The 22,536-nt window shown below is 66.8% G+C and carries 17 protein-coding genes and 1 pseudogene; 7 read left to right on the top strand and 11 right to left on the bottom strand.

Going from position 1 to position 22,536, the window contains the following annotated elements; all coding sequences use genetic code 11:
- Positions 1 to 43 precede the first annotated feature (43 nt).
- Entirely contained in the window at positions 44 to 1,621 is a 1,578-nt protein-coding gene (locus tag RYH79_RS16315; protein WP_370901282.1) for a sensor histidine kinase, read from the top strand.
- 131 nt (positions 1,622 to 1,752) lie between these two features.
- On the opposite strand, the gene RYH79_RS16310 is transcribed toward RYH79_RS16315, so the two are convergent.
- Both RYH79_RS16310 and RYH79_RS16305 read right to left on the bottom strand, forming a co-directional pair.
- Positions 1,753 to 2,544, bottom strand: a complete 792-nt coding sequence (locus RYH79_RS16310) for an ABC transporter permease subunit (RefSeq protein WP_370901280.1) — start codon at positions 2,542 to 2,544, stop codon at positions 1,753 to 1,755.
- Positions 2,541 to 3,839 carry an ABC transporter ATP-binding protein gene (locus tag RYH79_RS16305; RefSeq protein ID WP_370901278.1) on the bottom strand — a complete coding sequence of 433 codons (1,299 nt, stop codon included), beginning with the start codon at positions 3,837 to 3,839 and terminating at the stop codon, positions 2,541 to 2,543. The genes RYH79_RS16310 and RYH79_RS16305 overlap by 4 nt, the downstream gene beginning before the upstream one ends.
- 840 nt (positions 3,840 to 4,679) lie before the next feature.
- Between RYH79_RS16305 and RYH79_RS16300 the strand changes: the two genes are divergently transcribed.
- Positions 4,680 to 6,023 carry an orc1/cdc6 family replication initiation protein gene (locus tag RYH79_RS16300; protein ID WP_370901276.1) on the top strand — a complete coding sequence of 448 codons (1,344 nt, stop codon included), beginning with the start codon at positions 4,680 to 4,682 and terminating at the stop codon, positions 6,021 to 6,023.
- Between the two features lie 1,533 nt (positions 6,024 to 7,556).
- On the top strand, positions 7,557 to 8,765 hold the full coding sequence (locus RYH79_RS16295) for an inorganic phosphate transporter (protein ID WP_370901274.1): 1,209 nt from the start codon (positions 7,557 to 7,559) through the stop codon (positions 8,763 to 8,765).
- Here the strand turns inward: RYH79_RS16295 and RYH79_RS16290 are convergent.
- Positions 8,748 to 9,095: a hypothetical protein gene (locus tag RYH79_RS16290; RefSeq protein ID WP_370901272.1), complete on the bottom strand. Its 348-nt coding sequence runs from the start codon at positions 9,093 to 9,095 to the stop codon at positions 8,748 to 8,750. The genes RYH79_RS16295 and RYH79_RS16290 overlap by 18 nt on opposite strands.
- Before the next feature lie 966 nt (positions 9,096 to 10,061).
- On the opposite strand from RYH79_RS16290, the pseudogene RYH79_RS16285 reads away from it, so the two are divergent.
- From RYH79_RS16285 to RYH79_RS16275, 3 genes and pseudogenes are all read left to right on the top strand, one after another.
- Positions 10,062 to 10,175: pseudogene (locus tag RYH79_RS16285) on the top strand (universal stress protein); the annotation flags it as partial.
- Between the two features lie 127 nt (positions 10,176 to 10,302).
- Positions 10,303 to 11,166, top strand: coding sequence for an amidohydrolase family protein (locus RYH79_RS16280; protein WP_370901270.1), 864 nt, complete (start codon positions 10,303 to 10,305; stop codon positions 11,164 to 11,166).
- Positions 11,167 to 11,210: 44 nt separating this feature from the next.
- Positions 11,211 to 11,657: a PaaI family thioesterase gene (locus tag RYH79_RS16275; protein WP_370901268.1), complete on the top strand. Its 447-nt coding sequence runs from the start codon at positions 11,211 to 11,213 to the stop codon at positions 11,655 to 11,657.
- Positions 11,658 to 11,747: 90 nt separating this feature from the next.
- On the opposite strand, the gene RYH79_RS16270 is transcribed toward RYH79_RS16275, so the two are convergent.
- From RYH79_RS16270 to RYH79_RS16240, 7 genes are all read right to left on the bottom strand, one after another.
- Positions 11,748 to 12,911, bottom strand: coding sequence for a phenylacetate--CoA ligase family protein (locus RYH79_RS16270; RefSeq protein WP_370901266.1), 1,164 nt, complete (start codon positions 12,909 to 12,911; stop codon positions 11,748 to 11,750).
- Between the two features lie 63 nt (positions 12,912 to 12,974).
- Positions 12,975 to 14,021, bottom strand: coding sequence for a branched-chain amino acid ABC transporter permease (locus RYH79_RS16265; RefSeq protein WP_370901264.1), 1,047 nt, complete (start codon positions 14,019 to 14,021; stop codon positions 12,975 to 12,977).
- A 129-nt stretch (positions 14,022 to 14,150) separates the two neighbouring features.
- On the bottom strand, positions 14,151 to 15,104 hold the full coding sequence (locus tag RYH79_RS16260; RefSeq protein ID WP_370901262.1) for a branched-chain amino acid ABC transporter permease: 954 nt from the start codon (positions 15,102 to 15,104) through the stop codon (positions 14,151 to 14,153).
- A complete protein-coding gene (locus RYH79_RS16255; protein WP_370901260.1) occupies positions 15,105 to 17,225 on the bottom strand; it encodes an AMP-binding protein in 2,121 nt (706 codons plus the stop codon).
- Position 17,226: 1 nt separating this feature from the next.
- A complete protein-coding gene (locus RYH79_RS16250) occupies positions 17,227 to 18,093 on the bottom strand; it encodes an ABC transporter ATP-binding protein (protein WP_370901258.1) in 867 nt (288 codons plus the stop codon).
- Positions 18,094 to 18,193: 100 nt separating this feature from the next.
- On the bottom strand, positions 18,194 to 19,048 hold the full coding sequence (locus RYH79_RS16245) for an ABC transporter ATP-binding protein (RefSeq protein ID WP_370901256.1): 855 nt from the start codon (positions 19,046 to 19,048) through the stop codon (positions 18,194 to 18,196).
- A complete protein-coding gene (locus RYH79_RS16240) occupies positions 19,045 to 20,292 on the bottom strand; it encodes an ABC transporter substrate-binding protein (protein ID WP_370901254.1) in 1,248 nt (415 codons plus the stop codon). Before RYH79_RS16240 ends, RYH79_RS16245 begins: the two co-directional genes overlap by 4 nt.
- A gap of 119 nt (positions 20,293 to 20,411) precedes the next feature.
- On the opposite strand from RYH79_RS16240, the gene RYH79_RS16235 reads away from it, so the two are divergent.
- The gene (locus tag RYH79_RS16235; RefSeq protein WP_370901251.1) at positions 20,412 to 20,801 is read left to right on the top strand and encodes a universal stress protein; all 390 of its coding nucleotides are present in this window, start codon (positions 20,412 to 20,414) and stop codon (positions 20,799 to 20,801) included.
- Between the two features lie 105 nt (positions 20,802 to 20,906).
- Here RYH79_RS16235 and RYH79_RS16230 read toward each other — a convergent pair whose 3' ends face one another.
- Complete coding sequence (locus tag RYH79_RS16230; RefSeq protein ID WP_370901249.1) at positions 20,907 to 22,385, bottom strand: polysaccharide biosynthesis protein; 1,479 nt, start codon at positions 22,383 to 22,385, stop codon at positions 20,907 to 20,909.
- Positions 22,386 to 22,536: the final 151 nt, after the last annotated feature.

Here is a 22,536-nt window from a genome sequence, read left to right as displayed (position 1 = left end):
CCACAACACCGATGTACGGCCAGACTGACATCTACGACGAGACGTGACGGGACCGGACGAACGGGTCGACGGGCTGGCGACGGTGACGAGCCAGTTGGCCGACTGCGAAGACGAGACGGCGGTCGCCTGGACACTCGTGGAGTCGCTGGACACGGTCGTCGACTTCGACGCGGCGGTCGTCTACGAGCGAGGGGACGGGCGGCTCCAGCCGTTGGCGACGGCGGCCGACGAACTCCACACGGGACCGGCGCTGTCCGGCGACGCGGGCGTGGCCGGACGAGTGCTCCGACGTGGCGAAGCCGAGGTGACGGACGATCTGACGACGACCGAGACCGGGCGCGACCCCGGCCGGTTCCGGGCTGCGCTGACCGCGCCCGTCGACGACGACCGTGGGCTCCAACTGCTGTCGACGGAGCCGGGAGCGTACGGGACGGCGGCCCTGTCGGCGGTGCGGGTCGTCTGCTCGCAGGCGGAGTGTGTGCTACAGCGAGTCACCGCCCGGGACCGGGCGCGCCGCGAAGCCGACGAGTTCGCCGTCCTGTTCGAGAACGTCCCCGATCCGACGCTCCGGTACGAGGTCCGCGAGGGGGTGCCCGTCGTGGACGAGGTGAACGCCGCACTGTTGTCTCAGTTCGACACGACCGTCGAGACCGTCGTCGGAGCGCCGTTGGAGGCCGTGGTCGGCGGTGGGACGGTCGACGAGTCACAGGGGCGTGGGAGCGACGACACGCTTCGAGGCCCGGGAGCCGGCGGCACGGACGAGACGAGACCACCGGAGTGGACGGCGGCACGCCGTGGCGAGCGGGCAGAGCGGCGAGTCGACCGCCAGACGGCCGACGGGACGCGGCGGTTCCTCGTCCGGACGGTTCCGGGTCGGCCGGACGCACCGACACAGACCGGGACGGGCTACGTGATCTACGTCGACATCGAGGCGTCGCGGCGACGCGAGCAGATGGCGGTGCTCAACCGGTTCCTCCGACACAACGTCCGCAACGACGTGTCCGTCGTGCGAGCGTACCTCGAACAGATCGAGCGAGCCGTCGACGACACGACCGTCACAGAGTACGCGGCCGCCGCAGTGTCGACGGCCGACAAGCTCCAACGCCGGAGCCGGAAGGCCCGGACCGCCCAGGAACTCGTCGACAGCACGACGAACGAGAACCGGACACGGTTCGACCTAGAACGGATCGTTCGCAAGCAGGCAGCCGCCGTCGGCGAGGAGTTCCCCGACGTCGATCTGACGGTGGCAGTCGAGCCGGACGATCCGCCGACCGTGATCGCCCACGAACGTCTCCCGTTGGCCGTCGGCGAGGTGCTGGAGAACGCCGCGACCCACGCCGGCGACGCGCCGACGGTGAGAGTTACCGTGACCGCGACGGACGCGACCGGGGCCGTCACCGTCGCCGACGACGGGCCGGGCGTTCCGAGACACGAGACCCAGGTGATCGACAGCGGGGCAGAGAGCCAACTGGAACACGGCCGCGGGATCGGTCTCTGGCTCGTCGCCTGGATCACCGACGCGAGCGAGGGTGAACTCACTGTCACGCGACCGGGGGAGGGTGGCACCGTCCTCCGGCTGTCGGTTCCGTCGGTTGACGCCGCCGAGGGGGCGACGAGGTGAGGAGCCAGCGGTCGTGACGCCGTCCACGGCTACTGTCGAAGTCTAGACGGAGTGGACTACCGGATCGACGAGCACCACCGGGAGTAGTTCGGCTCTGCGACGGTGCAGTACGGATCGGTCTCCAGCACGTCTCACAGCTCCGACACACGGAACTGGCGCCGGCCGACGGCCAGAGCACCGACCATCCAGGCGCAGATGATCGCCGCGTTCACCCCCGTACCGAGCAACGGCGTGTCGACGGCCACCGCCAGGAGCGCTTGCTCGTCGGAGATCGCCTGAGCGTACGCGCCGAACGGCGACAGCGTCCCGACGAACTGCTGTGTCGTGCTCCCGAACGGGAGTACTCCGGAGAGTCCGTCGACGACCGCCGGCCAGGCGATCGTCAGGGCCAACACCGCGACGGCGAGCCCGACCGCCCGCCCCCGCGTCTCGACACTTCCGGAGACGGCCATCCCGAGCGCGGCGTAGCACACGACGACGAGCAGCGTGAACAGACAGAAGCCGGCGACTCGGCGCCCCGCGATCGCCGTCGGCTCGAAGACGAGCCAGAGCACGACCGCGAGTCCCGCCAGCCCGGCGACCACGCCCGTCACCACGACCGCCGTCCGGGCGAGGGCCTTCCCCGTGAACAGCGTCACCCGCGTCGTCGGCAGTCCACCGATCATCCGGAGCGCTCCTGTCTCGCGTTCGCCGGCCACCGCGCCGACCGTACACGCGAGCGCCACCACCGGGTACACCGCCGACACCGTCAACCAGGCGTACAACAACGTGGATCGAAACTCCGGCCCGGCGAAGGAACTCCCGGTTATCTCCATGAGACTGCCGAGTACCGGCGTCACGGCACCGACGAGCACCACCGCCGCGGCGAGTCTCGACCGTCGTACCACGAGCAGATCGTGCCGGACGACCGCGGCCAGACTCATCGTGAGTCACCCCCCGTCGTCTGGTCGACTGTATGGTGCCCGTCGGTGGTGTCACCGTCGGCGTCGTCTACGGTAGTGTCGTTACGATCGTTATCGTGCGCGTCGGTGTCGTCACGGTCGGTATTGTGAGCGTCGGTGTCGTCCGCGTCGGTGTCGTTACCGTCGGTGTCGTCCACGACAGTGTCGTCACGGTCGGTATTGTGAACGTCGGTGTCGGTACCCGCGGTGCCGTCGACGAACGCCTCGAACACTCGTTCCAGTGACGGCTCTCCGCGGCGGAAGTCCGCGACGCCGACCGCACGGTCGAGACGCCGCACGACCGTCGCCTTCGTCGCCGGATCGGCACAGGTCACTGTAACTGTCGGGGGCCCGTCGTCGGGTGGCGCTGGCCGCGTTCCGCGGTTCTCGTCGGAGCCCGTCCGAGTCCCTCCGTCGTCGTGTTCGGTCGCCCCGACGGTGGGGTCGTCGCCACGGACTACACCGTCACTGCGAACCGAGTCGTCACTTTGGGTGGCGTCGTCCCCGCGGGTCACGTCGACGACACCACCGACGGTCGACAGCTCCGACAGCGTCTCGTTCGTCGGTCGGTCGTCGGTCGTCACTTGGAGGCGTTCGCCCGCACGGAGTCGTTCGCGGAGTTCGTCGACGGGCGCGACGGCTCGGAGTCGCCCGTCTGCCAGGATACCGACCCGGTCGCAGACGGCCTCTACCTCGCCGAGACGGTGCGACGAGAGGAACACGGCCGTTCCGGCGGCCGCGCGTTCCTCCAGGAGCGCGCGCACCTCGCGGACGCCTCCGGGGTCGAGCCCGAGTGAGGGCTCGTCTAAGATCAACAGCTCCGGGTCGCCGACGAGCGCGATCGCCAACAACAGCCGGCCGCGCATCCCCGTCGAGTAGTCACCCGCCGGCCGGTCGCGTGCCGCGGGCGCGAGTCCGACGCGGTCGAGGAGCTGATCCGGGTCGTCGTCCGTGCCGGCGACGTCGACCGCAGACGCGAGCTGCTCGCGTCCCGTGAGGTTCGGGTACACGCCGCGGTCGTCCGGGAGGACACCGACCCGTTCGCGGACCGCGACGGGTGACGCCAGCGGGTCGCGCCCGAACACCCGGACGCTGCCGGCGTCCGGACGAGCGAACCCGACTAGGAGATCGATCGTGGTCGACTTCCCCGCGCCGTTCGGCCCGAGGAAGCCGAACACCTCGCCACGCTCTACCCGGAGATCCAACTCCCTCACTGCCACAGTGTCGCCGTAGCGGCGCGTCACTCCCTCTGTCTCGACGGCCGGGGTGTCTGACACGGTCGGTGCATGACAACCGACACGGTATGAACTTTCCTCGTGTGTTCCAGTAACTGGTACCGTCGACGCACGGAGGTCGGGTTGTGTGTCCGTCGACGCACGGAGGTCGGGTTGTGTGTGAGTCGATACACAGAGGTCAGGTTGTGTGTCCGTCGACCCCCGTGGTTCGAGGGCGGTTGTGGGTCGATCCCGTTCTGCAGGCAGCTAGAGTGAGTCGTATCTGGTAGTCCGAAGCGAGGCAGGTCACGCCGGGCACCCCCCGTGTGCGAAATGAAAATATCTGCCGTTGGCGCCTCACACCTCCGTAGAAGAGACGTCTCACCCCCCGTGTGCAAGATGAAATTCGGACGAGAACCCGAGTGGCGGTCGGGCCCGTGTGCGAGGCCAAGTTCAGATGAGAACACAGGTGGGGTCGATCCGTGTGCAAGACGAAATTCGGACGGGAACCCGAGTGGCGGTCGGCCCCCCGTGTGCGAAATGAAATCCGGACGGGAGCACGAGTGACAGTCACCCCCCACACCCCGTGTGCGAAATGAAAGTCTGGACTGGGAGGCGGGCGAGAGCCACGCCACCCCCCGTGTGCGAAATGAAAATCCAGGCGGTCGCCGGGCGTAGAGAGCCGTTCGCGTCGCTGGTCGAGGCCATCCGGTGGTGGTACACCGTGTCGAGAACGGGCTCGATTCGGCAGTGGTGCTTCCCCGGAGTCGAGATAGACTTCGCATACGGTGTAGTGGTTCACTCACAGTGAGTGGAGCTAATGCTCCAGTAGTCCAGTATTCGGGAGATTTGATGTCGCACGCGGTCCTGTGGTTATTTATACATCCGGAGTCACCGGTCGGTATGGTCAGCGACGGGACCGAAGACGGGGTCTCCTCACAGTCTATCAAGAGCCGTCTCGAAGAGGGGACGCAGAACACCGTCTTTCGGGACAAGAGCCTGCTCAACCCCGACAGGGTTATCGACGAAGACCGGATTGTCGGTCGTGACCAGCAGTTGGACGACGTCATCAACTCCCTCCAGCCCGCTCTTCGTGGGAGCCGCCCGCCGAACCTCCTCCTGTACGGGCCCTCGGGGACGGGGAAGTCGCTCATCATCAACGCGGTCTGTCAGCAGATCGAGGCGCTCGCGGTGAATCAGGGGGATCGGTTCGGCGTGATCGATATCAACTGCCAGACTATCAGCACCCACGACCGTGCAGTCTATCGACTCGTCGAGAGCGCGGCCGAGTCCGCCGGGGTCGAGCCGGAAGTCCCACAGACGGGCGTCTCGACCGACCACAAACTGAGCCGACTGTACGAGATTCTCGACGAGGAGTTCGACTCGGGGATCATCATACTGGACGAGATCGACCTCCTGACCGGGCGGACGCGAGACCAGCGGTCCGAACCCGGCTACTCCAAGCTCCTCTACCAACTGTCTCGGACGGCGCAGGTCGGTGAGATAGACAGCCGGATCTCTGTCGCCGCGCTCACGAACGACCCTCGGTTCATGGAGGACCTCGACGGTCGGGCAGAGAGCTCGTTCAACCCGGAAGACGTCACGTTCCCCGACTACGACGCGAACGAACTCCGATCGATCCTGACCTACCGGCGAGACGCCTACCGCGACGGTGTCTTGGGGGACGACGTCGTCCCCCTCAGCGCGGCGCACGCGGCACAGGACCACGGTGACGCGCGGAAGGCGATCGACCTCTTCCGGAAGGCTGGGGAGCTCGCAGACCGGCACGGTGACAACACCGTTCTGGAGGATCACGTCCGCGAGGCCCAAGAGGAGGCGGCGCGTGACCGGACGCTGACGCAGATGCGCGGACTGTCGGCACAGAAGAAACTCGCGCTGTACTCAGCAGCGGTCGTCTCGGTCTTCGACGATCAGCTCGACGCGGTTCCGAACACTCTCGGCTACGACGTCTACCAGTACCTCGCCGACCTCGTGGACATCGATCAGAAGTCGCGGGACACTTACCTCCGGTATCTGAGCGAGTCGGAGACGTACAACTTCGTCGTCTCTAAGACAGAGGGCCACGGGTACGGCAGCGGGGTTCACAAGGAGTACTCGTTCGTCGACGACCCGAAGACGGTGATGGAGACGTTGGAGAAGGGGATACGGATGGACGAGATAACGGACAACAAGGAACTGATCGAGTCGGTCGTCGACGCGCAGGTCTCGGAGTTTCTCGAACGGTAGGCGTCGGCGGACCTCCTGCGTGCGAAGTGACATCTGGACGAGATCACGGGGGACAGCCGTTTGGACGAGATCACGGGGGACAGCCGTTTGGACGAGGACACGAGGGACGGCCGTTTGGACGAGGACACGAGGGACGGTCGTTTGGACGAGGACACGAGGGACGGTCGTTTGGACGAGGACACGAGGGATAGTCGTTTGGACGAGGACACGAGGGATAGTCGTTTGCGCGGGAACAGGGGGGCGGCCACCCTCTCCCCCCGTGTGCGAAATGAAATCGAGACAGTGGCAGGGGGGGCGGCCACCCCCTCCCCCCGTGTGCGAAATGAAATCAGGACAGAGGCATGGGGGGTGGCCACCCCCTCCCCCCGTGTGCGAAATGAAATCCGTCGTGAGCGGGGGGAGGGGGGACCAGGAGAAGCCGAACAGACTGGTTTGTGAACAGCCGTTCTCTCCCGTGATCGTGTCGTACTCGTCTGATAAACGGGCCGAACAGTACAGTAGACCGGCCGAACAGTACAGTAGACCGGCCGAACAGTGCAGTAGACCGGTCGAACACTACACGTACGGTCAGTGAATGGGCGATCGGTGCAGAGGCCACGGAACGCGGACGACTACTAGGCGGAAGTCACGGAACTGGAACACCGCTCGGAGAAGGAGCGACGAAGTTGACGCAGACACGTCCCCGCGCCCCGTGTCTGCGTCAAAATCTAGGTACTACGGACACTTTTGAACAACCTAAGTGAAAAAGGTTCGTGTGACAATAGTTTCTTTTCCCTAATCGTAGAAATTCGTCTTTTAGCACCTGATACGGGTCTAATTTCCACTTGCCGCCCTCAGCGGCCGCATCCGCCGCTCTACCCCACCCCCCTCCCTCTGCCCGATTTCATTTCGCACACGGGGGGAGGGGGTTGCGGGCCTCCACCGACTCCCTCGACGCCTCTTTTCGGACGTGTGCGGCCGGCTTCACCGGTGACCGCCGCCGTGTCGTCCCCCGTCTACCCCCCGTGTGCGAAATGAAATCCCGAGCGTTCTCACGTCGCGCCACGACTGCCTGGCTCTCGCGGTGATCGCCTCGGACGAGTTCCGTGATCGCACAGTTCTCCGACGGAGTATCGTGAGGCTGTGTCTGGTGTCCGAGGACCGGCAGCCGGCTCACTCTCCGGAAATCTGGTGTGTGCCCCCCGAGAGTCCCGACGTCGGGCCCGCTCTCGCTGCCCACGCCGCGAGCCGTGTCACGTGCTCACGACGACCGCAAGTCGAGACTACCCGTGCCGGGCGAGGACGAACTCGAGCGAGACAATCGACACCACGACGAGGAACGCCTCCGCAGCCACGGCTACCTTCTCTCGACGGGGAACACAGATACACACACTGGAGACGCGGGTACGGTGAACACCGAGATACAGATGTACGCGGCAGGACGGACGCACACCGGGATACAGACGAACGCTACCGACAGAATCATACGTATCTGTTGGAGAGTGTGGCGTGCCAGAATCGCGTCGACGAGTAGGGTTCATTCTGAATCGATATATGTTCTCAGCACTCGGCGTCGTCGTCGTCGCGCTGGTCGCATCGCTGTTCATGTCCTTCACCGTCGGAGCAAACAGCAACTCTGCTCCGATGGCGCCAGCCGTCGGGGCGAACGCGCTGTCGACCTTACGAGGGGCGCTGCTGGTCGGTGTCGTCGCCGCCCTCGGGGCTATCGCACAAGGTGGCAGCATCTCAGAGACCATCGGCCACGGACTGGTGACCGGCGTGACGATCACCCCATTGGCCGCCACTGCGACGCTCCTCACGGCAGCGACGCTCATCACCATCGGGAACTCTCGTGGCTATCCGATCCCCTCGGCGTTCACCGTCACCGGCGCTGCGGTCGGTGCGGGTGTCGCTCTCGGCGGTGGCTTCGCGGTTGCGACCTACGCCAGGATCCTGGGCTTCTGGTTCGCCATCCCCGTCGTCGAGGGTGTCCTGGCGTACGGTCTCGCGTGGCTGTTGCTGGACGACACAGTCTCGGACACACTGAGCGTCCCACTCCTCGCCGGCGGTGTCGGCTACGCACTCGCCAACATCCAGCTCTCGTTCCTCCCAGCCCCGCAGAACGACTACGGGTCGATCGCGGGCGTCGTCACTCGCCGGCTCGATGTCGCGTCGACAGGGGGTGGCGAGGCCGGAGTCGTCCTCGTCGGGGGCGCGATCGGAGTTCTCGTCGCGGCCACGGTCTACTGGCAACTCCGGCGTGACGTGACGACCGGGATCAACAGGATGTTGATCGCGCTCGCCCTCGTCGTCGTGTTCACCAGCGGCGGCTCGCAGGTGGGCCTCGCCACCGGACCACTAGAATCCGTCTTCGAGTCGTCGCTCGGTCTACCCTCACTGTACTTGCTCGGGCTCGGGGGGCTCGGCATTCTCCTCGGTGGCTGGGTCCGGTCGCCGCGTCTCATTCAGGCAGTGGCCCGTGAGTACGCCTCGCTCGGCCCCAAGCGATCGATCGCCGCGTTCGTCCCCGCGTTTCTCGTCGCGCAGGCCGCGATCGTTCTCGGCTATCCCATCTCGTTCAACAAGGTGATGATCTCTAGTATCGTCGGAGCCGGGTTGGTCGGCGGTTCGTCGAGTTCCGACGGGGTGTCGGCCACGAAGACGGGGTACACGATCGGAGCGTGGGTCGCCTCGATGGTCGGTGGTGGCGTGATCAGCTTCACACTCTACCACATACTCGCTGCGCTACTCGGACCGACGTGATCGTACGTTCTGCAGCGTCACGAGATCCTCGGTCGCTGCGGCCCGCTTCATCTCTGTCCACTCGTCGAAGTCAGTCGTCCGCGCGACGAACGCGTCTCGCTGTTCGGCCGAGAGTCGTTGAACGCCGCCGATCGTATCCTCGTCGCACGGACAGGCCGTACAGAACTCTTCGGCCGAGTCGAACTGTGTGTGGCGGCGAACGAACGTTCCCGAGGCGACCCGCCTACGGGAACGGGGAACCCACGATTCCAGCGCGAGGGTCCGTTCGATCGCCGTTCGAAGACTCGCGTGCAGCGAATCGGAGGTCTTGACTCCGAAGTCAAGAGCCATGTACCGCGATCTCGTCCCACCTAATCCCAGTGGTGAGACGACGCCGATACTGTCTCGGTCTCCCTCCTGGGTTCGAACTCTCCATCGGTCATCTCACGAACCGGACACGACACTGCTCTCACGAACCGGACACGACACTGCTCTCACGAACCGGACACGACACTGCTCTCACGAACCGGACACGACACTGGATCGGCAGTAGACACCGGATAGCAGAACTACTCGACACCAGATCGGAGCAGAACCATTTGAGTCCAAATCGAACCACCAGAAACGAACGGAACGAAGAGGAGGCGCTCCCTTCAGAGTGCCCTCGGGGCGGCATCCTGGAGTGTCGCCGGCGTGACCCACGTGTTCGAAGTCGAGCAAGTGGACTTCGAGACGACACAGACCGTCCGGCCCACCCGTACGCGCTCGGGGTCGCCGACGTGGCCGACGCCGACGAACTGGGTCGTTCGGCCGAGACGACCCAACTGTCGTCGTTCGCGCCGTCGGTGGCGACGGCGATCCGTGCGGTCTCCGGGTTGGCTGACGACTGTGGAGACCGTGACGGAGTCGACGACTCCAGTACGTTCCGTCAAGTACCCGCGGGCGCCGAGTGGGTCGTCGAGCTCCCCGACGACAACGCACGGGCGTCCGTGGTCGTGCCCACGCAGACCGAGAGACTGCCGCCCATCACCGTCAAGGCGACCACTCCCGTCGGTGGGCAACGTCGTTGTGCCGATAGGTACCCTCGAATCCCCCGTGTGCGAAATGAAAAGCCCCCGCGTTCGGTCTCACACCTCCGTCGAGTCGGCACCCCACACCCCGTGTGCGAAATGAAATCTGGACGTGAGTACGAACGACACCCACTCCTCCCCCCGTGTGCGAAATGAAATCTGGACGTGAGCACGGACGACACCCACTCTTCCCCCCGTGTGCGAAATGAAATACCCCGTGTAAGAGCCCACACTGCCGCGAGGTCCTGGGAGCCACGGCCGCGACCGCGTCTCCCGGGTGTTGCTCGGCAGCGTCGCCGAGAGGGCCGTCCGCCGTGCCTCGACGACGGTGACGGTCGTCTGCCGATCCGGACGACTGTGATGGTCGTCCGACGTACTTGGACGACGGTGACAGTCGTCTGGCGCACCTCGACGACGGTGACGGTCGTCCGCCGATCCGGACGACAGTGACCGACAGAGCCTTTCCGTGTGGTGTGGTATCGAATTACGTGCCAGAGTCACAGTCACCGTTCGTCGGTGCGATCGACTGCCACACACACCTGATGCCGCCGCGGCTGATGCGGGCGATCAGAACGTCGCTGTCTGAGTCGATGGGGTGGGAGTTCCCACACCCGGCCGACCGCGAGGGAGTCGAGGCGGTGCTCCGGGAGGCGGGCGTCGCGGAGTACGTCGTGTTGCCGTACGCACACAGGCCGGGCGTGGCACGAGAGCTGAACGAGTGGGTGCTCGACACTGCGGCGGCGTCCGACCGGGCAGTTCCGTTCGCAACCCTCCACGCCGGCGACGCCGACCCCCGAGCGACCGTCCAGGCGGCGTTCGACGCCGGAGCGCGTGGGCTGAAGATCCAGTGTCCGGTTCAGGGGTTCGGCCCGGCGGACCCCCGAATCGAGGGAGCGCTCGCGGCCGCCGCCGAGCGTGGTCGGCCGGCGTTGTTCCACGCCGGAACCGCCCCGGCGTCGCTCGACTCTCCACACGTCGGCGTCGAGGCGTTCGAGCGTGTCGTCGAGCGGCACCCGGAGCTGCGGGTCCTGTGTGCCCACCTCGGGACGTACGACTGGCCGGCGTTCGTCGAGTTGGCCCGAGACCACGACACCGTCTTCCTCGACACGGCGTTCGCCTGCTCGCCGACCGCGGCCGACGCCGCTGCGGCCGTCGGCGTCGACTACGAGCCCGACGACGTGCCGGACGCGGTGTTCGAGGAGCTGGCGGGGCAGATCGTGTACGGTTCGGACTACCCGAACGTCCCACACTCGTACGCCGACGAGCGACGGCACCTCCTCTCGCGGTCGCTGTCGACGGAGGCGACCACACAACTGTTTCGGGGTGCCGCCGAACGGTTCCTCGGACGGTAGCGTTCGCCCGGAGCTTTACACGCCTGGTCGGTGTGTGACGACGTGTGACAGACACTCACGGCGACGGTGAGGCCAACGCCGACGACGACACGGAGACCCGCACGGAGACGGTGCGTCGGCTGTACGAACGCCTCCCACTCCACCGTGCGTTGGACGTGCACGTCGAGGAGGTCACCGAGGAGCGTGCGGTCGTGACGGTCCCGTTCCGAGAGGAGTTGGTCGGCGACCCGGACCGGGGGGTGCTGCACGGCGGTGCCCTCAGCACGACCGTCGACCTCACGGGCGCGGCCGTGTTCGTCGGACTGTGTGGGGCGTACACGCCGACAGTCGACCTGCGGGTGAACTACCTCGAGGCGGCCCCGCGGGCACCGCTGTCGGCGACCGCGACGGTGGAGCGCGCCGGCACCAGCACTGGTGTCGCTCGCGTCGAGGTGGTCGCAGACGACACGGTGTGTGCTACCGGCACCGGCGTCTACCGACTCGTCGACTGACCGCGGCCACCCGTCGCTACACCCGGTCGTCGACTGACCGCGGCCACCCGTCGCTACATCTGTTCGTCGACTGACCGCGACCAGCCGTCGCTACACCCGGTCGTCGACGACACCTGGCTCGTCCAGCTCCGCGACCGTCCGCACCCCGTCGGGGGCGACGAGCAGTCGGTCGCTCAGTGCCGCCCGCAGTCGGTCCGTGTCCGCGTCCCCCTCACAGACCACTTCGAGACGGTCGGTCGTCTCCGGCCGTGATACCGTCACCCGGTACTCTCCGGTGAGATCGTCGAACCCCGCGAGTACCGTCTCGACGCTCTCGGGGTACAGCTTCACCCCCTTCACCTTCAGGCGTTCGTCCGTCCGGCCGACGACCCCGTCCGGGAGGACGACGGTGCCGTCTCGGACCGCCAGGTCTGCGAGGTCACCCGTGCGGTACCGAACCAACGGCACCCCCTCCTTGGCGGTGTGTGTGACGACGAGTTCACCGCGCTCACCCGGCTCCAGTCGCTCACCCGTGTCCGGATCGACGATCTCCACGACGGCGTAGTCGGAACACACCACCAACCCGTCTTCGGCCGCCGTCTCGGCCGCGACTGGCATCGCGTGCCGGGTGCCGAAGTAATCGACGGCCGTCGTCGCGTCTAAGGCGTTTTTCACCGCCGCGCGGCGACCGGGAACGGAGGTGAACGGCTCGCCGGCGCCGAGGAACGTGTCGACGCGCGCACCTGCCTCCCCGAGCTTCAGCGCGAAGCTCGGGTTCCCGACGAGTCCGTCGAGGTCGAACTGCTGGATCGTCGCCGCCGTCTGCTCGGAGTCACCGGGCCCGAGCGGGAACACCTCCGCGCCGAGTTCCTCCAAGGCCCGGTGGAACACGTACCCCGTCCCGAACAGGTCGTAGCCGAAGGTGACGGCGACCCGGTCGTCCGGGGCGACACCCGCCCGTCGCAGCACCTCCGCGTTCGCCTCCGCCTGGTGGCCGATGTCTCCCGTCGTGTCGATCACGGGCCGGAGCCCGTCACCCATCGGCGAGAACGTCACCATCGCCGCGCCGTCGTACGTCGACCCCGTCGGCGGGTCGGCCTCGAAGTCGTCGACCAGGTCCTCGGCGGTCGTGAACGGAACCGACTCGAACGCCGCCCAGGTCTCGACGTCGGCGGGCTGTACACCCGCGTCGGCGAACCGGTCGCGGTAGAGGTCGTGGTCTGCGACTGCCGCGAGCTGTTCCCGGAGCGCCGTCAGTGTCTCCGTGTCGTACATCGTCTTTCGTGGGGTTTGCAGACGGCATAAAACCGGGGGCCGGCGCCGACCGGACGGCGTCGGTCAGTCGTACGCGAACGGCCACTGCTGGAGGTACTCTTTCACCTTCCCGAGCGCGGCGAGGACGCCCCGGGGCTCCACCGCCAACACGACGATGATGATGCTACCGAAGAACACCGGGACGGTCGCGGTGGCGTTGAGCCCGGTCAGGTCTGCGGCGACACCCAGGATCTGCCGGAGGTACTCCTGGACGACGGTGACGACACCGACGCCCAGCAACGCCCCCCAGACGTAGCCGAGCCCGCCGAACAACAGCATCACGTAGTGTTCCAGCGTCAGGCTCAGCGTGAAGTAACCGGGCGAGATGAAGCCGATCTGGTAGCCGTACAGCCCGCCGGCGACGCCGACGGCGAACCCGCCAAGCGCGAACGCGACGAGCTTGTTCCGGAACACGTCCACGCCCAGCACCGCCGCCGAGAGGTCGTTCTCGTGGATCGCACGCAGGGTCTTGCCGATTCCCGTCCGGGAGAGGTTCAACGACAACAACGCGAACACGAGCATCGCGACGAGCGCGAGGTAGTACTTCGCGTTCGTCCCGGAGACCTCCAGGAACGGGCCGACGAGCCCGACGGACGACGGCAACTGCTGTTGTGAGCCGCCGTGGATCCAGGCCGCCTGGCCGTTGTTGAAGAACCACTCGGAGACGAACTGGAGCGCGAGCGTGGAGATGGCGATGTAGAACCCCTTCACTCGGAAGGAGGGGAGTCCGAAGCCAACGGCGACGGTCGCCGCCACCGCCCCACCGGCTGCCAACGCCGGCAACAGCCCGACACCGGTCGTCACGATCCGGCTGGTCGTGTACGCGCCGATGGCCATGAACGCCCCCTGTGCGAGGACGATCTCCCCCGCGTACCCCAAGATCACGTTCAGTCCCAGCACCGCGACGGCGAAGATGTACGCCTGTGACAGCAGCGTGAGCGTCCCTCCCTCGGCCAGGAGCGGCACGAGGAACGGGATCGGCAGCCCGGCGACGAGCGCGATCCGTTGGATACGCCACCGGAACAGCCCCATCCGGGACTCGTAGTCGGTGAAGTACTCACCGCAGGGCACGGCTCCCTCCGTCCCAGCGTGTTCGGCCGCGAGACTCCGTCGTCGCTGTCCGGTCGTCGGCGGTGCGTCTCGGGCGTGTCTCTGCGAGTGTGTGTCGTGTCGGTGGTGTGTGTGGTGTCTGTCTCATCCTCAGAGCCTCTCGATACGTTCGGTGCCGAACAGTCCGTACGGCTTCACGACGATCACCGCCAGCAGGAACAGCATGGGGAGAATCTCGCCGAAGCCGGCGCCGAGGTTCGCCTGGATACCAGTACCCGGGAGGAACACCGCGGTGCCACCCTCCAGGTAGTAGGAGCCGAGCTCCTGGAGCAGTCCGACGACGATCGAGCCGACGAACGCCCCGAGGATACTGTCGAGTCCGCCGAACACGACGGCCGCGAAGATGATGATCCCGGTCGTCTCGATGGAGAACGCCGCACCGCCGCTGGACACCGCCAGCAGAATCCCGCCGATTGCGGTGATCGTGATCGAGATCGTCCACGCGAGCGCGACCGTCCGTTCGATCGAGACACCCAGCGCCATCGCCGCCTGCTCGTCGCTGGCAGACGCCCGGAGGATCGACCCGACGACGGACCGCTTGAAGAAGGCGATCAGTAGTCCCACGACCGCCAGCGCCGCGACGACCGCCATGGCGTACGCTCCCTGGATCGAGGCGCCGAGCGGGAGCGACACGCTCCAGTCGACCGTGAGCGCACTCGGGTACGCCTTGAAGTTCCGACCGAACAGGAACGCGATCGACCCCTCCAGGATCGACCCCAGCGCCAGCGTGACGATGATGATCGACAACACCGGCTCGCCGATGAACGGTCGGAACACGACCCGTTCTAACGCGAGCCCCAAGAGGAGCCCGACGAGGATGGTGACGCCGAGCGCCGCTGCCGCCGGCAGCGCCGTCGGCAGCAACGACGTGGTGCCGAAGATCACGACGCTGTAGGCGCCCACCATCGCGATCTGTCCCTGAGCGAAGTTGAGCACCCCCGTCACCTTGTAGATGAGCGAGAAGCCCATGGCGACGAGTGCGTACAACGCCCCCAGCCCGACCCCGGAGACGGCGATGTCGAAGAACGTACTCAGCTCCGACATCTACTCACCCCTTACCTCCGCGTCGACGACACCGTCGCCGCGTTCGACTGGTCGGTCGGCGTCGACGACGCGGATGGTCCCTCGCTCCGTCGACTCTCGACCGTCCTGGTAGGTGACAGTCACGTCCAGGTCGATCTCGTCGCTGCCGTCGAACAACCCTTCGACGAGGTCGTCGTACCGTTCGACGACCACCTCCCGTCGGAGCTTGCCGGTGCGGGTGAGCTCACCGTCGTCGGCGTCGAACTGTTTGAACAGGACGACGAACCGTTCGACCGGGTGGTCCAGTTCGGCGTTGGTGTCGGCGACGACCTGCCGCAACAGCTCCAACACGGGCGGCTTCTGGGTGAGGTCGTGGTAGCCCGTGTACTGGATGTCGCGTTGGTCGGCCCACTCCGCGACGTTGTCGTACCGGAGGTTGAGCACGGCCGCGAGCTCGTCGCGGCCGTCGCCGACCACCATCGCCTCCTTGACGTACGGGTCGAACTTCAGCTTCGTCTCGACGCTGATCGGCGCGACCGCGGTGCCGTCGGTCAGCTCCAACACGTCGTCCATCCGGTCGAACACGACGACGTGGCCGTCGTCGGTGAGTTCGCCGAAGTCGTCCGTGTGGAGCCAGCCGTCCTCCATCGCCTCCTCCGTCTTCTCGGGCATGCCGTAGTAGCCGGACGTGACGACCGGTCCACGCACGAGCAGTTCCCCGCCGGGCGTGATCCCCACCTCCACGTTCGGGAACACCTCGCCGACGGTCTCGACGTCCACGTCGTCCTCGCGGTGCATCGTGACGAAGCCACACACCTCCGACTGCCCCCAGATCTGTTTCAGCGACACCCCCATCGCGTGGTAGAACTCGAAGTGGTCTTCACCCAACGGCCCACCCCCTGTGTAGACGTTCTTCGCGCGCTTGAGCCCGAGATCGTCCAACACGGGGCGGTACACCGTCCAGTAGGCGGCACGGTGGGCCGCCCGGAGCCACAACGGCGGGTCGCCGTCGCGGTCGCCGACGGCGTAGTCGGCGAACCGCTCGCCGATGTCCATGGCGAGGTCGTACACGCGACGCTTCAACGGTGTGGTGTTCTCGATCTTCGCCTTCACCTCGGCGACCCACCCCTCGTAGCGGTTGGGCGACGAGAAGATGATCTCCGGACCGATCTCGCGGAGGTCTTCCGCCTCGGTCTCCGGCTCCTCTGGGAAGTTGACCGTCCAGCCCCCGACGAACGCGGCCGCCAACAGGATCATCTGCTCGCCCACCCACGCCATCGGGAGGTACGACACGTAGTCCGAGCCCGCCGGCAACGGGTCGATGTCCATCGTCGCCTCCGCGAGGTTGACGAAGTTGAAGTGCGACAGCTGTACCCGCTTCGGCATCCCCGTCGTCCCGGAGGTGGGCGCGAGCATCGCCGTCCGGTCGGCGTCCAACTCGGCGATCCGGTCGCGGAGGTGGTCGCTCGACACCTCGTCGTCGGCCAGCCGCGCCCGACCACGGTCGGCCACGTCCTCGAACGCGACGATCTCCGGGTCGCCCGGCGCCGTCCGCTCGCCGTTCTCGTACCGGAACATCCCCTTGTCGTCCTCGTAGACGATCGTCTCGACAGACGGTACGCTGTCGGCGACGCGGAGGATCTTGTCCACCATCTCCTGATCGCCGGCGTACACGACCCGCGGCTCCAACAGCTCCAACTGCTTCCGGATGTCTTCCGGCAGCATGTCCTCGTAGTTCGGTGCGGCCATCCCGCCCAGCGACTGGGCCGCGAGCCAGGTCCAGAGCTGTTCCGGACGGTTGTAGCCGATGGTGAAGACGATGTCGTCCGTGCCGAACCCGAACGTCTCGAGCCCGAGCGCGAACGCCTCCACCGTGTCGTAGTACTCCCCCCAGGTGTACTCCTGCCAGATCCCGAACTCCTTGCGACGCATCGCCACGTCGTCCGGGTGGTCGTCGGCGTGTTCGACCAGAATCTCCGGCAGGACACGGTCGGTGACCACCTCGACCGACTCGTCGCGTGGTGCCGACAGCACGGACTCCACCGTCAGCGAGTCGCCGTCGTGTCGTCCGTCGTCGTCGACGCTCGTCTCGCCGGCCGCCGTCTGTGACACCACGTCGTCGTCGGCGTCGTTCGCCGCCACGTCAGTCCACCCCCGTGTACACCCGAGCCACGTCCGGGTCGTCGGTGACGGCCTCCGGCGGCCCACGCGCCAACACCCCGCCCTTCTGGATCACGATCATCCGGTCGGAGACGGCCGTCACCACCTCCAGGTCGTGTTCGATCATCACGAGCGTCAGCTCCTCTTCCTCGTGGAGGTCCGTCAGGAACCGGATGATGTCGTACTTCTCGTCGAACGTCAGGCCGCTCATCGCCTCGTCCAACAGGAGGACGGACGGCTCCAGCGCCAGCGCCCGCGCCAGGTCGACGCGCCGTTGGACGCCCAGCGGCAGCGTCGACACCGGGGTGTGACGGTACTCCCACAGTTCGAGGTAGTCGATGATCTCCTCGGCCCGTCGGACGTTGTCCGCTTCCGTCTGGCGACCGCTCCCGTAGAACGTCAGCGCCGCCGCCAGCGACGGCGACTGCGCCACCGCTCGGATCGTCGTGACGTTCTCCAACACCGTCTCCGTCTCGAACAGCTCCAACCCCTGGAACGTCCGGCCGACGCCGGCACGAGCACGCTCGTGTTCCGGAGTGTCCGTCAGGTCCTGGCCGTCGACGTACACCCGTGCGCCGGGGTCGGGGTCGTAGAAGCCGTTGAGCACGTTCAGGAGTGTGGTCTTGCCGGCGCCGTTCGGCCCGACGATAGACACCCACTCCCCGTGGTCGATCCCGATGTTCACGTCGTCGACGGCCGTGATCGACCCGAACGTCTTCGTCGTGTCACGACAGCCGATCGCCGCCTCCTCCGGCGGTACCGCCGGCCCTTCGCGGAGCCGCGCAGCCGTGGCCGAGCCGTTCGTCCGTGCGCCGGTCGCCTCGGCCTCCGGCCCGCCGTCCGTGCTCACGGCTGTCCCCCCGGCACACCTGCCGGTGTCTCGACGCCGAGCCGCGTCGCCGTGGTCGTCTGGTCTGTCCGGTCGTGTGCGTGTGTGTGTACGTCCTGCATCAGGTCCACCGCTTTCTGATCTTGTAGTGTCGTACGTCCGTGTATCGGGAGTCGTCGCCGGAGGTGCCGAGGTAGAACTCCTTGATCTCCTCGCGCTCGACGAGCTCGTCGGCCGGGTCGTGGAGTTCGACCTGACCGTTCTCCATCACGTACCCGTAGTCGGCGACCTCGAGCGTTCGCTTGGCGTTCTGGTCGGCGACGATCATCGTGATCTCCTCCTCGCGGTTGATCTCGACGAGCGTCTCGAAGATGTCCTGCACGAGCTTCGGTGCCAGCCCCAGCGACGGCTCGTCCAACAACAACAGGTCCGGCCGGTGGATCAGCGCCCGCGCGACGACGAGCATCTGTTGTTGCCCGCCGCTGGCGTAGCCCGCCTTCAGGTCGAGAATCTCCTCCAACTGTGGGAAGTAGTCGAACGCGATCTCGTAGTCGGACTCGTCGAACTGGAGCCGTCGACCCTCCCTGTAGAGCCCACACCGGAGGTTCTCCTCGACGGTGAGGTCCTCGAACACCCGACGACCCTCGAGGATGTGGGTCACGTCGCGGTCGACCATCGCCGTCGCTCCGGCGTTGGTCGTCTCCTCGCCGCGGTAGTGGACGCTCCCGCGGGTCACCTCGCCGCGTTCCGACCGACCGATTCCGGAGATCATCTTCAGGATCGTCGACTTGCCGGCGCCGTTCGGTCCGAGTAAGGCGACGATGTCGCCTTCGTCGACCGTCATCGAGACCCCCTGGACCGCCAGGAAGTGGCGGTCGTAGACGATCTCGACGTTGTCCAGTTCGACGACCGGCTGGTCGGCTGCCGTCTCTGCGTCCACCGTGTCCGCCCCGGTGGACCGCTGATTCGTCGTCACAGTCCGATCCAGTCCTCCCGACGGGGCAGTTCGACGGTCGTGTCGAACGCCAACTCGCCGTCAGTCACCTCGAAGATCCGGCCGGTCATCGTCGGCCGACGGTCACCCTCCACGAACGTGTACGGCTGCGACAGGTCGCCCATGTTGTCGTCTTCGATCTCGAACATCGCCTGTCGGGCGTCCGAGCCGCTCGTCGGGTCGTTGCCTGCCTCGATGACGTTCTCCATCCCGCGGGCGACGAGCAACGCGTGGATCACCCCACGAACGTAGTTGAGCTGTGCGACCTCCGGGTCGTCCATGCTGCGACCCTCGCGTTCGAAGTTGGCCTCGATGATCTCCGCACCGCGCCCGCCGGCGTCCAACGCTCCCTGGAACGTTCGGAAGGCGTTGACGTACCTGGTCCCCTCGAACAGTTCCGGCGACTCCGAGACCACCCGCTCGTCGACGGTGTAGGTCAGCCCACAGACGGTCACCTCCGGGTAGACGCTCTGGCGGTCCTGGAGCAGCACGCGCATCGGTGCCGACGTGTTCTGGTGGATCAGGTAGTCGACGTTCGCCTCCTTCGCCTGGCGGAGCTGTGTCGTCGCGGAGTTGGCCGTCAGCGGGAGGTTGATGTCCGGCGCGACGTCTAGGCCCAACTCCTCGGCGTACTGCTTGCCCCCCTCGACGGGCGACTCTCCGAACGGGGTGTTCGAGAAGATGAACGCGACCGTGGCACCGCCGTCGTTGTCGGCGATCCACTTCAGGTGTGACCGCGCCTGACTCGTGTAGTCCAGGTTCCCGAAGAAGTTGTACGGCGCCTCCTCCGTCAGGAGGTTCGCCGAGTACGACGCCGACACGTAGACGATCTCGTCTTCCGCGACCGATCCCGACAGCGCTTCCGTGTCGGCCGTCCCCCAGCCGATCATCATCGGGGGCTCCGACCCGGACGTGTACTGTTGATACAGTTGCTGTGCCTGAGGCACCTCGTACGCGTAGTCCTCGTTCGGGTGGTCGATCTCCCGGTCCAACACGTCGTTCTCGTTGAGGTACTTGATGGTGTCTCGGGACCCGAGCGCCGTCGGTCGCCCCACGTCGGACGTGCCGCCGGACTCGTCGTACAGTCCCGGTACCGTCACTGCGCCACCGTCACCACCGCCGCCGCCGCCAGTACAGCCTGCGACTGCGAGCCCCGTCCCACCGACTGCAACTCCACGAAGGAACTGTCGTCGTCGCGTCTGACGTCTGTCACCTGTGTCTGTCATGGCTCTCCCTTGTGGGTAGTTCACAACTGACATAATTGTTTCCGATGCATTCACTCCGTTTCGTACGAGAGTTACGGTCCCCCGGAACACTGAAGTACGGGGTGTGTGTGACGGTGTCTATGTACACGTTCGTCGTCGGGGTAGACACGGACGCCGACCGGGCACGGCGGCAGGCGGAGACGATCACAGAGCTCCCGCTCGCCGCCGAGTCGGTTTCCGTCGTCCTGCTCCACGCCTTCCAAGAGAACAGCGCCGGCGGGACCGTCGAACAGGTCAAGCCGGTTCGAGAGGCCCGCGAACGACTCCAAGACGCCGGGTTCGACGTCCAGGCAGAGGGGTACGGCGGCGACCCAGCGACCGCGATTCTCAACGTCGCCGACAGCCACGACGCCGACCAGATCGTCGTCGCCGGCCGCAAGCGGAGTCCGACCGGCAAGGCGTTGTTCGGCAGCACGACCCAGGAGGTCGTGCTCGGCACCGACCGGCCCGTCCTCGTCTGTGACGGGTGACGCTGCGCCCTCCGCTCTCGTTCGGTGACTCGCCGACCCGGAGCCGGTGTGCCGGCGCCGAGACGAGACGTGCCCTCGTTGCTGTCAGTCCGTCGGAGAACGGCCTCACCCGCGTGCGACACCCAGTCGGCTCCGTCCGAGCCGGTAGGCACGCCGTGCGGCCTGCCTGGTGCGCGAGGAGACGACGACGAGGAACGCGACGAAGCCGACGAGACACGCCGTCGCGCCGCCGACGGCGACGACCGTCGGTGCCGCGCCGACTGCTCCGAGCGCGGCCGTCGACCCGGTCGTCACCCCCCACGCGACCGCCAGCCCCGCGGTCAGTCGGAACACGAGCGGCCGGTCCCACGGCACTCGCCCGAACGTCTCGCGGGCGTAGTACGCGACGAGCCCGAACACGACGACGTTGAGGAGCGCGTAGCCGGCGGCGCCGGCGACGGCCCCGTACTGCCCCCCGAAGACGGCCGTGACGGGTGTGCTACAGACCAACCCGTAGAGCTTCGTCCGGAAGCTGAAGTCGGGCCGACCGGCCCCCTCCAGAGCGTGTGACAACAACGTCCAGAAGCCACGGAGGAGGTTGACACCGCCGACGGCGAGTACGGTCGTCGAGAACACCCCCTGCACGGACGGGAACGCGAGCTGTGCGACCGATTCGTGTGCGCCCAGCAGGTAGCCGAGCACGACGAACGTGGCGCCGGTGCCGCCGGTGGTCGCGGCGTCGAGGTAGGCGAACGTCTCGTCGCCGGCGGCGGCGTCGCCGCTCACACGCGTGAGCAACGGTGAGGACAGCCGCCAGGAGATGGTCGCCCCCAGGTCGGCGAACCGGTCGGCAGCCTCGTACACCCCGACCGCGACCGGCGAGGCGACGACACCCAACACGAGCGTGGGCATGTTGAACGCGAACCGGTCGAGGATCTGGTCCGGGACACTCCACCGCGCGAACGACCAGGTGCGTTCGAGTTCGTGCCGGCCGGGGAGCTGCGGGCGTTCACCCAGCCAGAACAACACCGGGAGGAGCGTCACCCCGCGGGTGCCGGCGACGACCAACATCACGTCACCGGCCGTCGAGACGAGTGGGTTCAACGCGAACAACAGTCCGAACCGAAGTGTCGCCTGGGCGGCGTTGAGCCAGGTCTGGTAGCTGGGGTAGCCGACCGCGCCGAACAGACTGTCGGTGACGACCGAGACGGTCGTCGAGACCGCGAGCACCGCCGCCGGGAACAACAGCGCTCGGTCGAACGCCGTCGTCCGGGTGACGAGGTCGGCACCGACGAGAGTCGCTACCCCCACGACCGAGAGGTAGCCGACCGCGAACAACAGCGTCAGCCCGAAGTACGCGGGCACCGCCTCGCCACGTTCACTCCCCACCTTCTGGAGCGCCTGACTCACGCCCCGCACCGGCCGCAACAACAGTGCGATGGCGATGGCGGCGAAGAAGTACCGCCCGGTCGCGGCCGGGTCGGTGACGAACGCGTAGACGACCCCCGTGAGGACGAACAACGTCGTCGAGAGCAACGCGCCGCTCCCGGTCCGCAGCGAGGCGTCCAACAGGTCGACCTCGTCGCCGTCGCGTCTGTCTACCACAGGAACACCAGGGGCGCCAGCGACTAAACCCCCGTGTCCCGCGGGGTGTCGACACACCAGTTCCGGTGTCTCGCCCGCCGTCTCACGCCGCCTACACGTACTGCAGGCCAGCAGGTCAGATCCGAGGCGTGCCACGGTCGTCGCCGTGTGG

It is taken from the genome of Halobaculum sp. MBLA0143 (genome assembly GCF_041361465.1).
Lineage (GTDB): Archaea > Halobacteriota > Halobacteria > Halobacteriales > Haloferacaceae > JAHENP01.
This window is presented reverse-complemented; position numbering and strand designations above follow the sequence as displayed.

Coding starts and splice junctions, on each gene's coding strand:
- RYH79_RS16310 (WP_370901280.1), bottom strand. CDS start 2,544: ATGAGTCTGGCCGCGGTCGTCCGGCACGATCTGCTCGTGGTACGACGG.
- RYH79_RS16300 (WP_370901276.1), top strand. CDS start 4,680: ATGGTCAGCGACGGGACCGAAGACGGGGTCTCCTCACAGTCTATCAAG.
- RYH79_RS16295 (WP_370901274.1), top strand. CDS start 7,557: ATGTTCTCAGCACTCGGCGTCGTCGTCGTCGCGCTGGTCGCATCGCTG.
- RYH79_RS16290 (WP_370901272.1), bottom strand. CDS start 9,095: ATGGCTCTTGACTTCGGAGTCAAGACCTCCGATTCGCTGCACGCGAGT.
- RYH79_RS16270 (WP_370901266.1), bottom strand. CDS start 12,911: ATGTACGACACGGAGACACTGACGGCGCTCCGGGAACAGCTCGCGGCA.
- RYH79_RS16260 (WP_370901262.1), bottom strand. CDS start 15,104: ATGTCGGAGCTGAGTACGTTCTTCGACATCGCCGTCTCCGGGGTCGGG.
- RYH79_RS16240 (WP_370901254.1), bottom strand. CDS start 20,292: ATGACAGACACAGGTGACAGACGTCAGACGCGACGACGACAGTTCCTT.
- RYH79_RS16235 (WP_370901251.1), top strand. CDS start 20,412: ATGTACACGTTCGTCGTCGGGGTAGACACGGACGCCGACCGGGCACGG.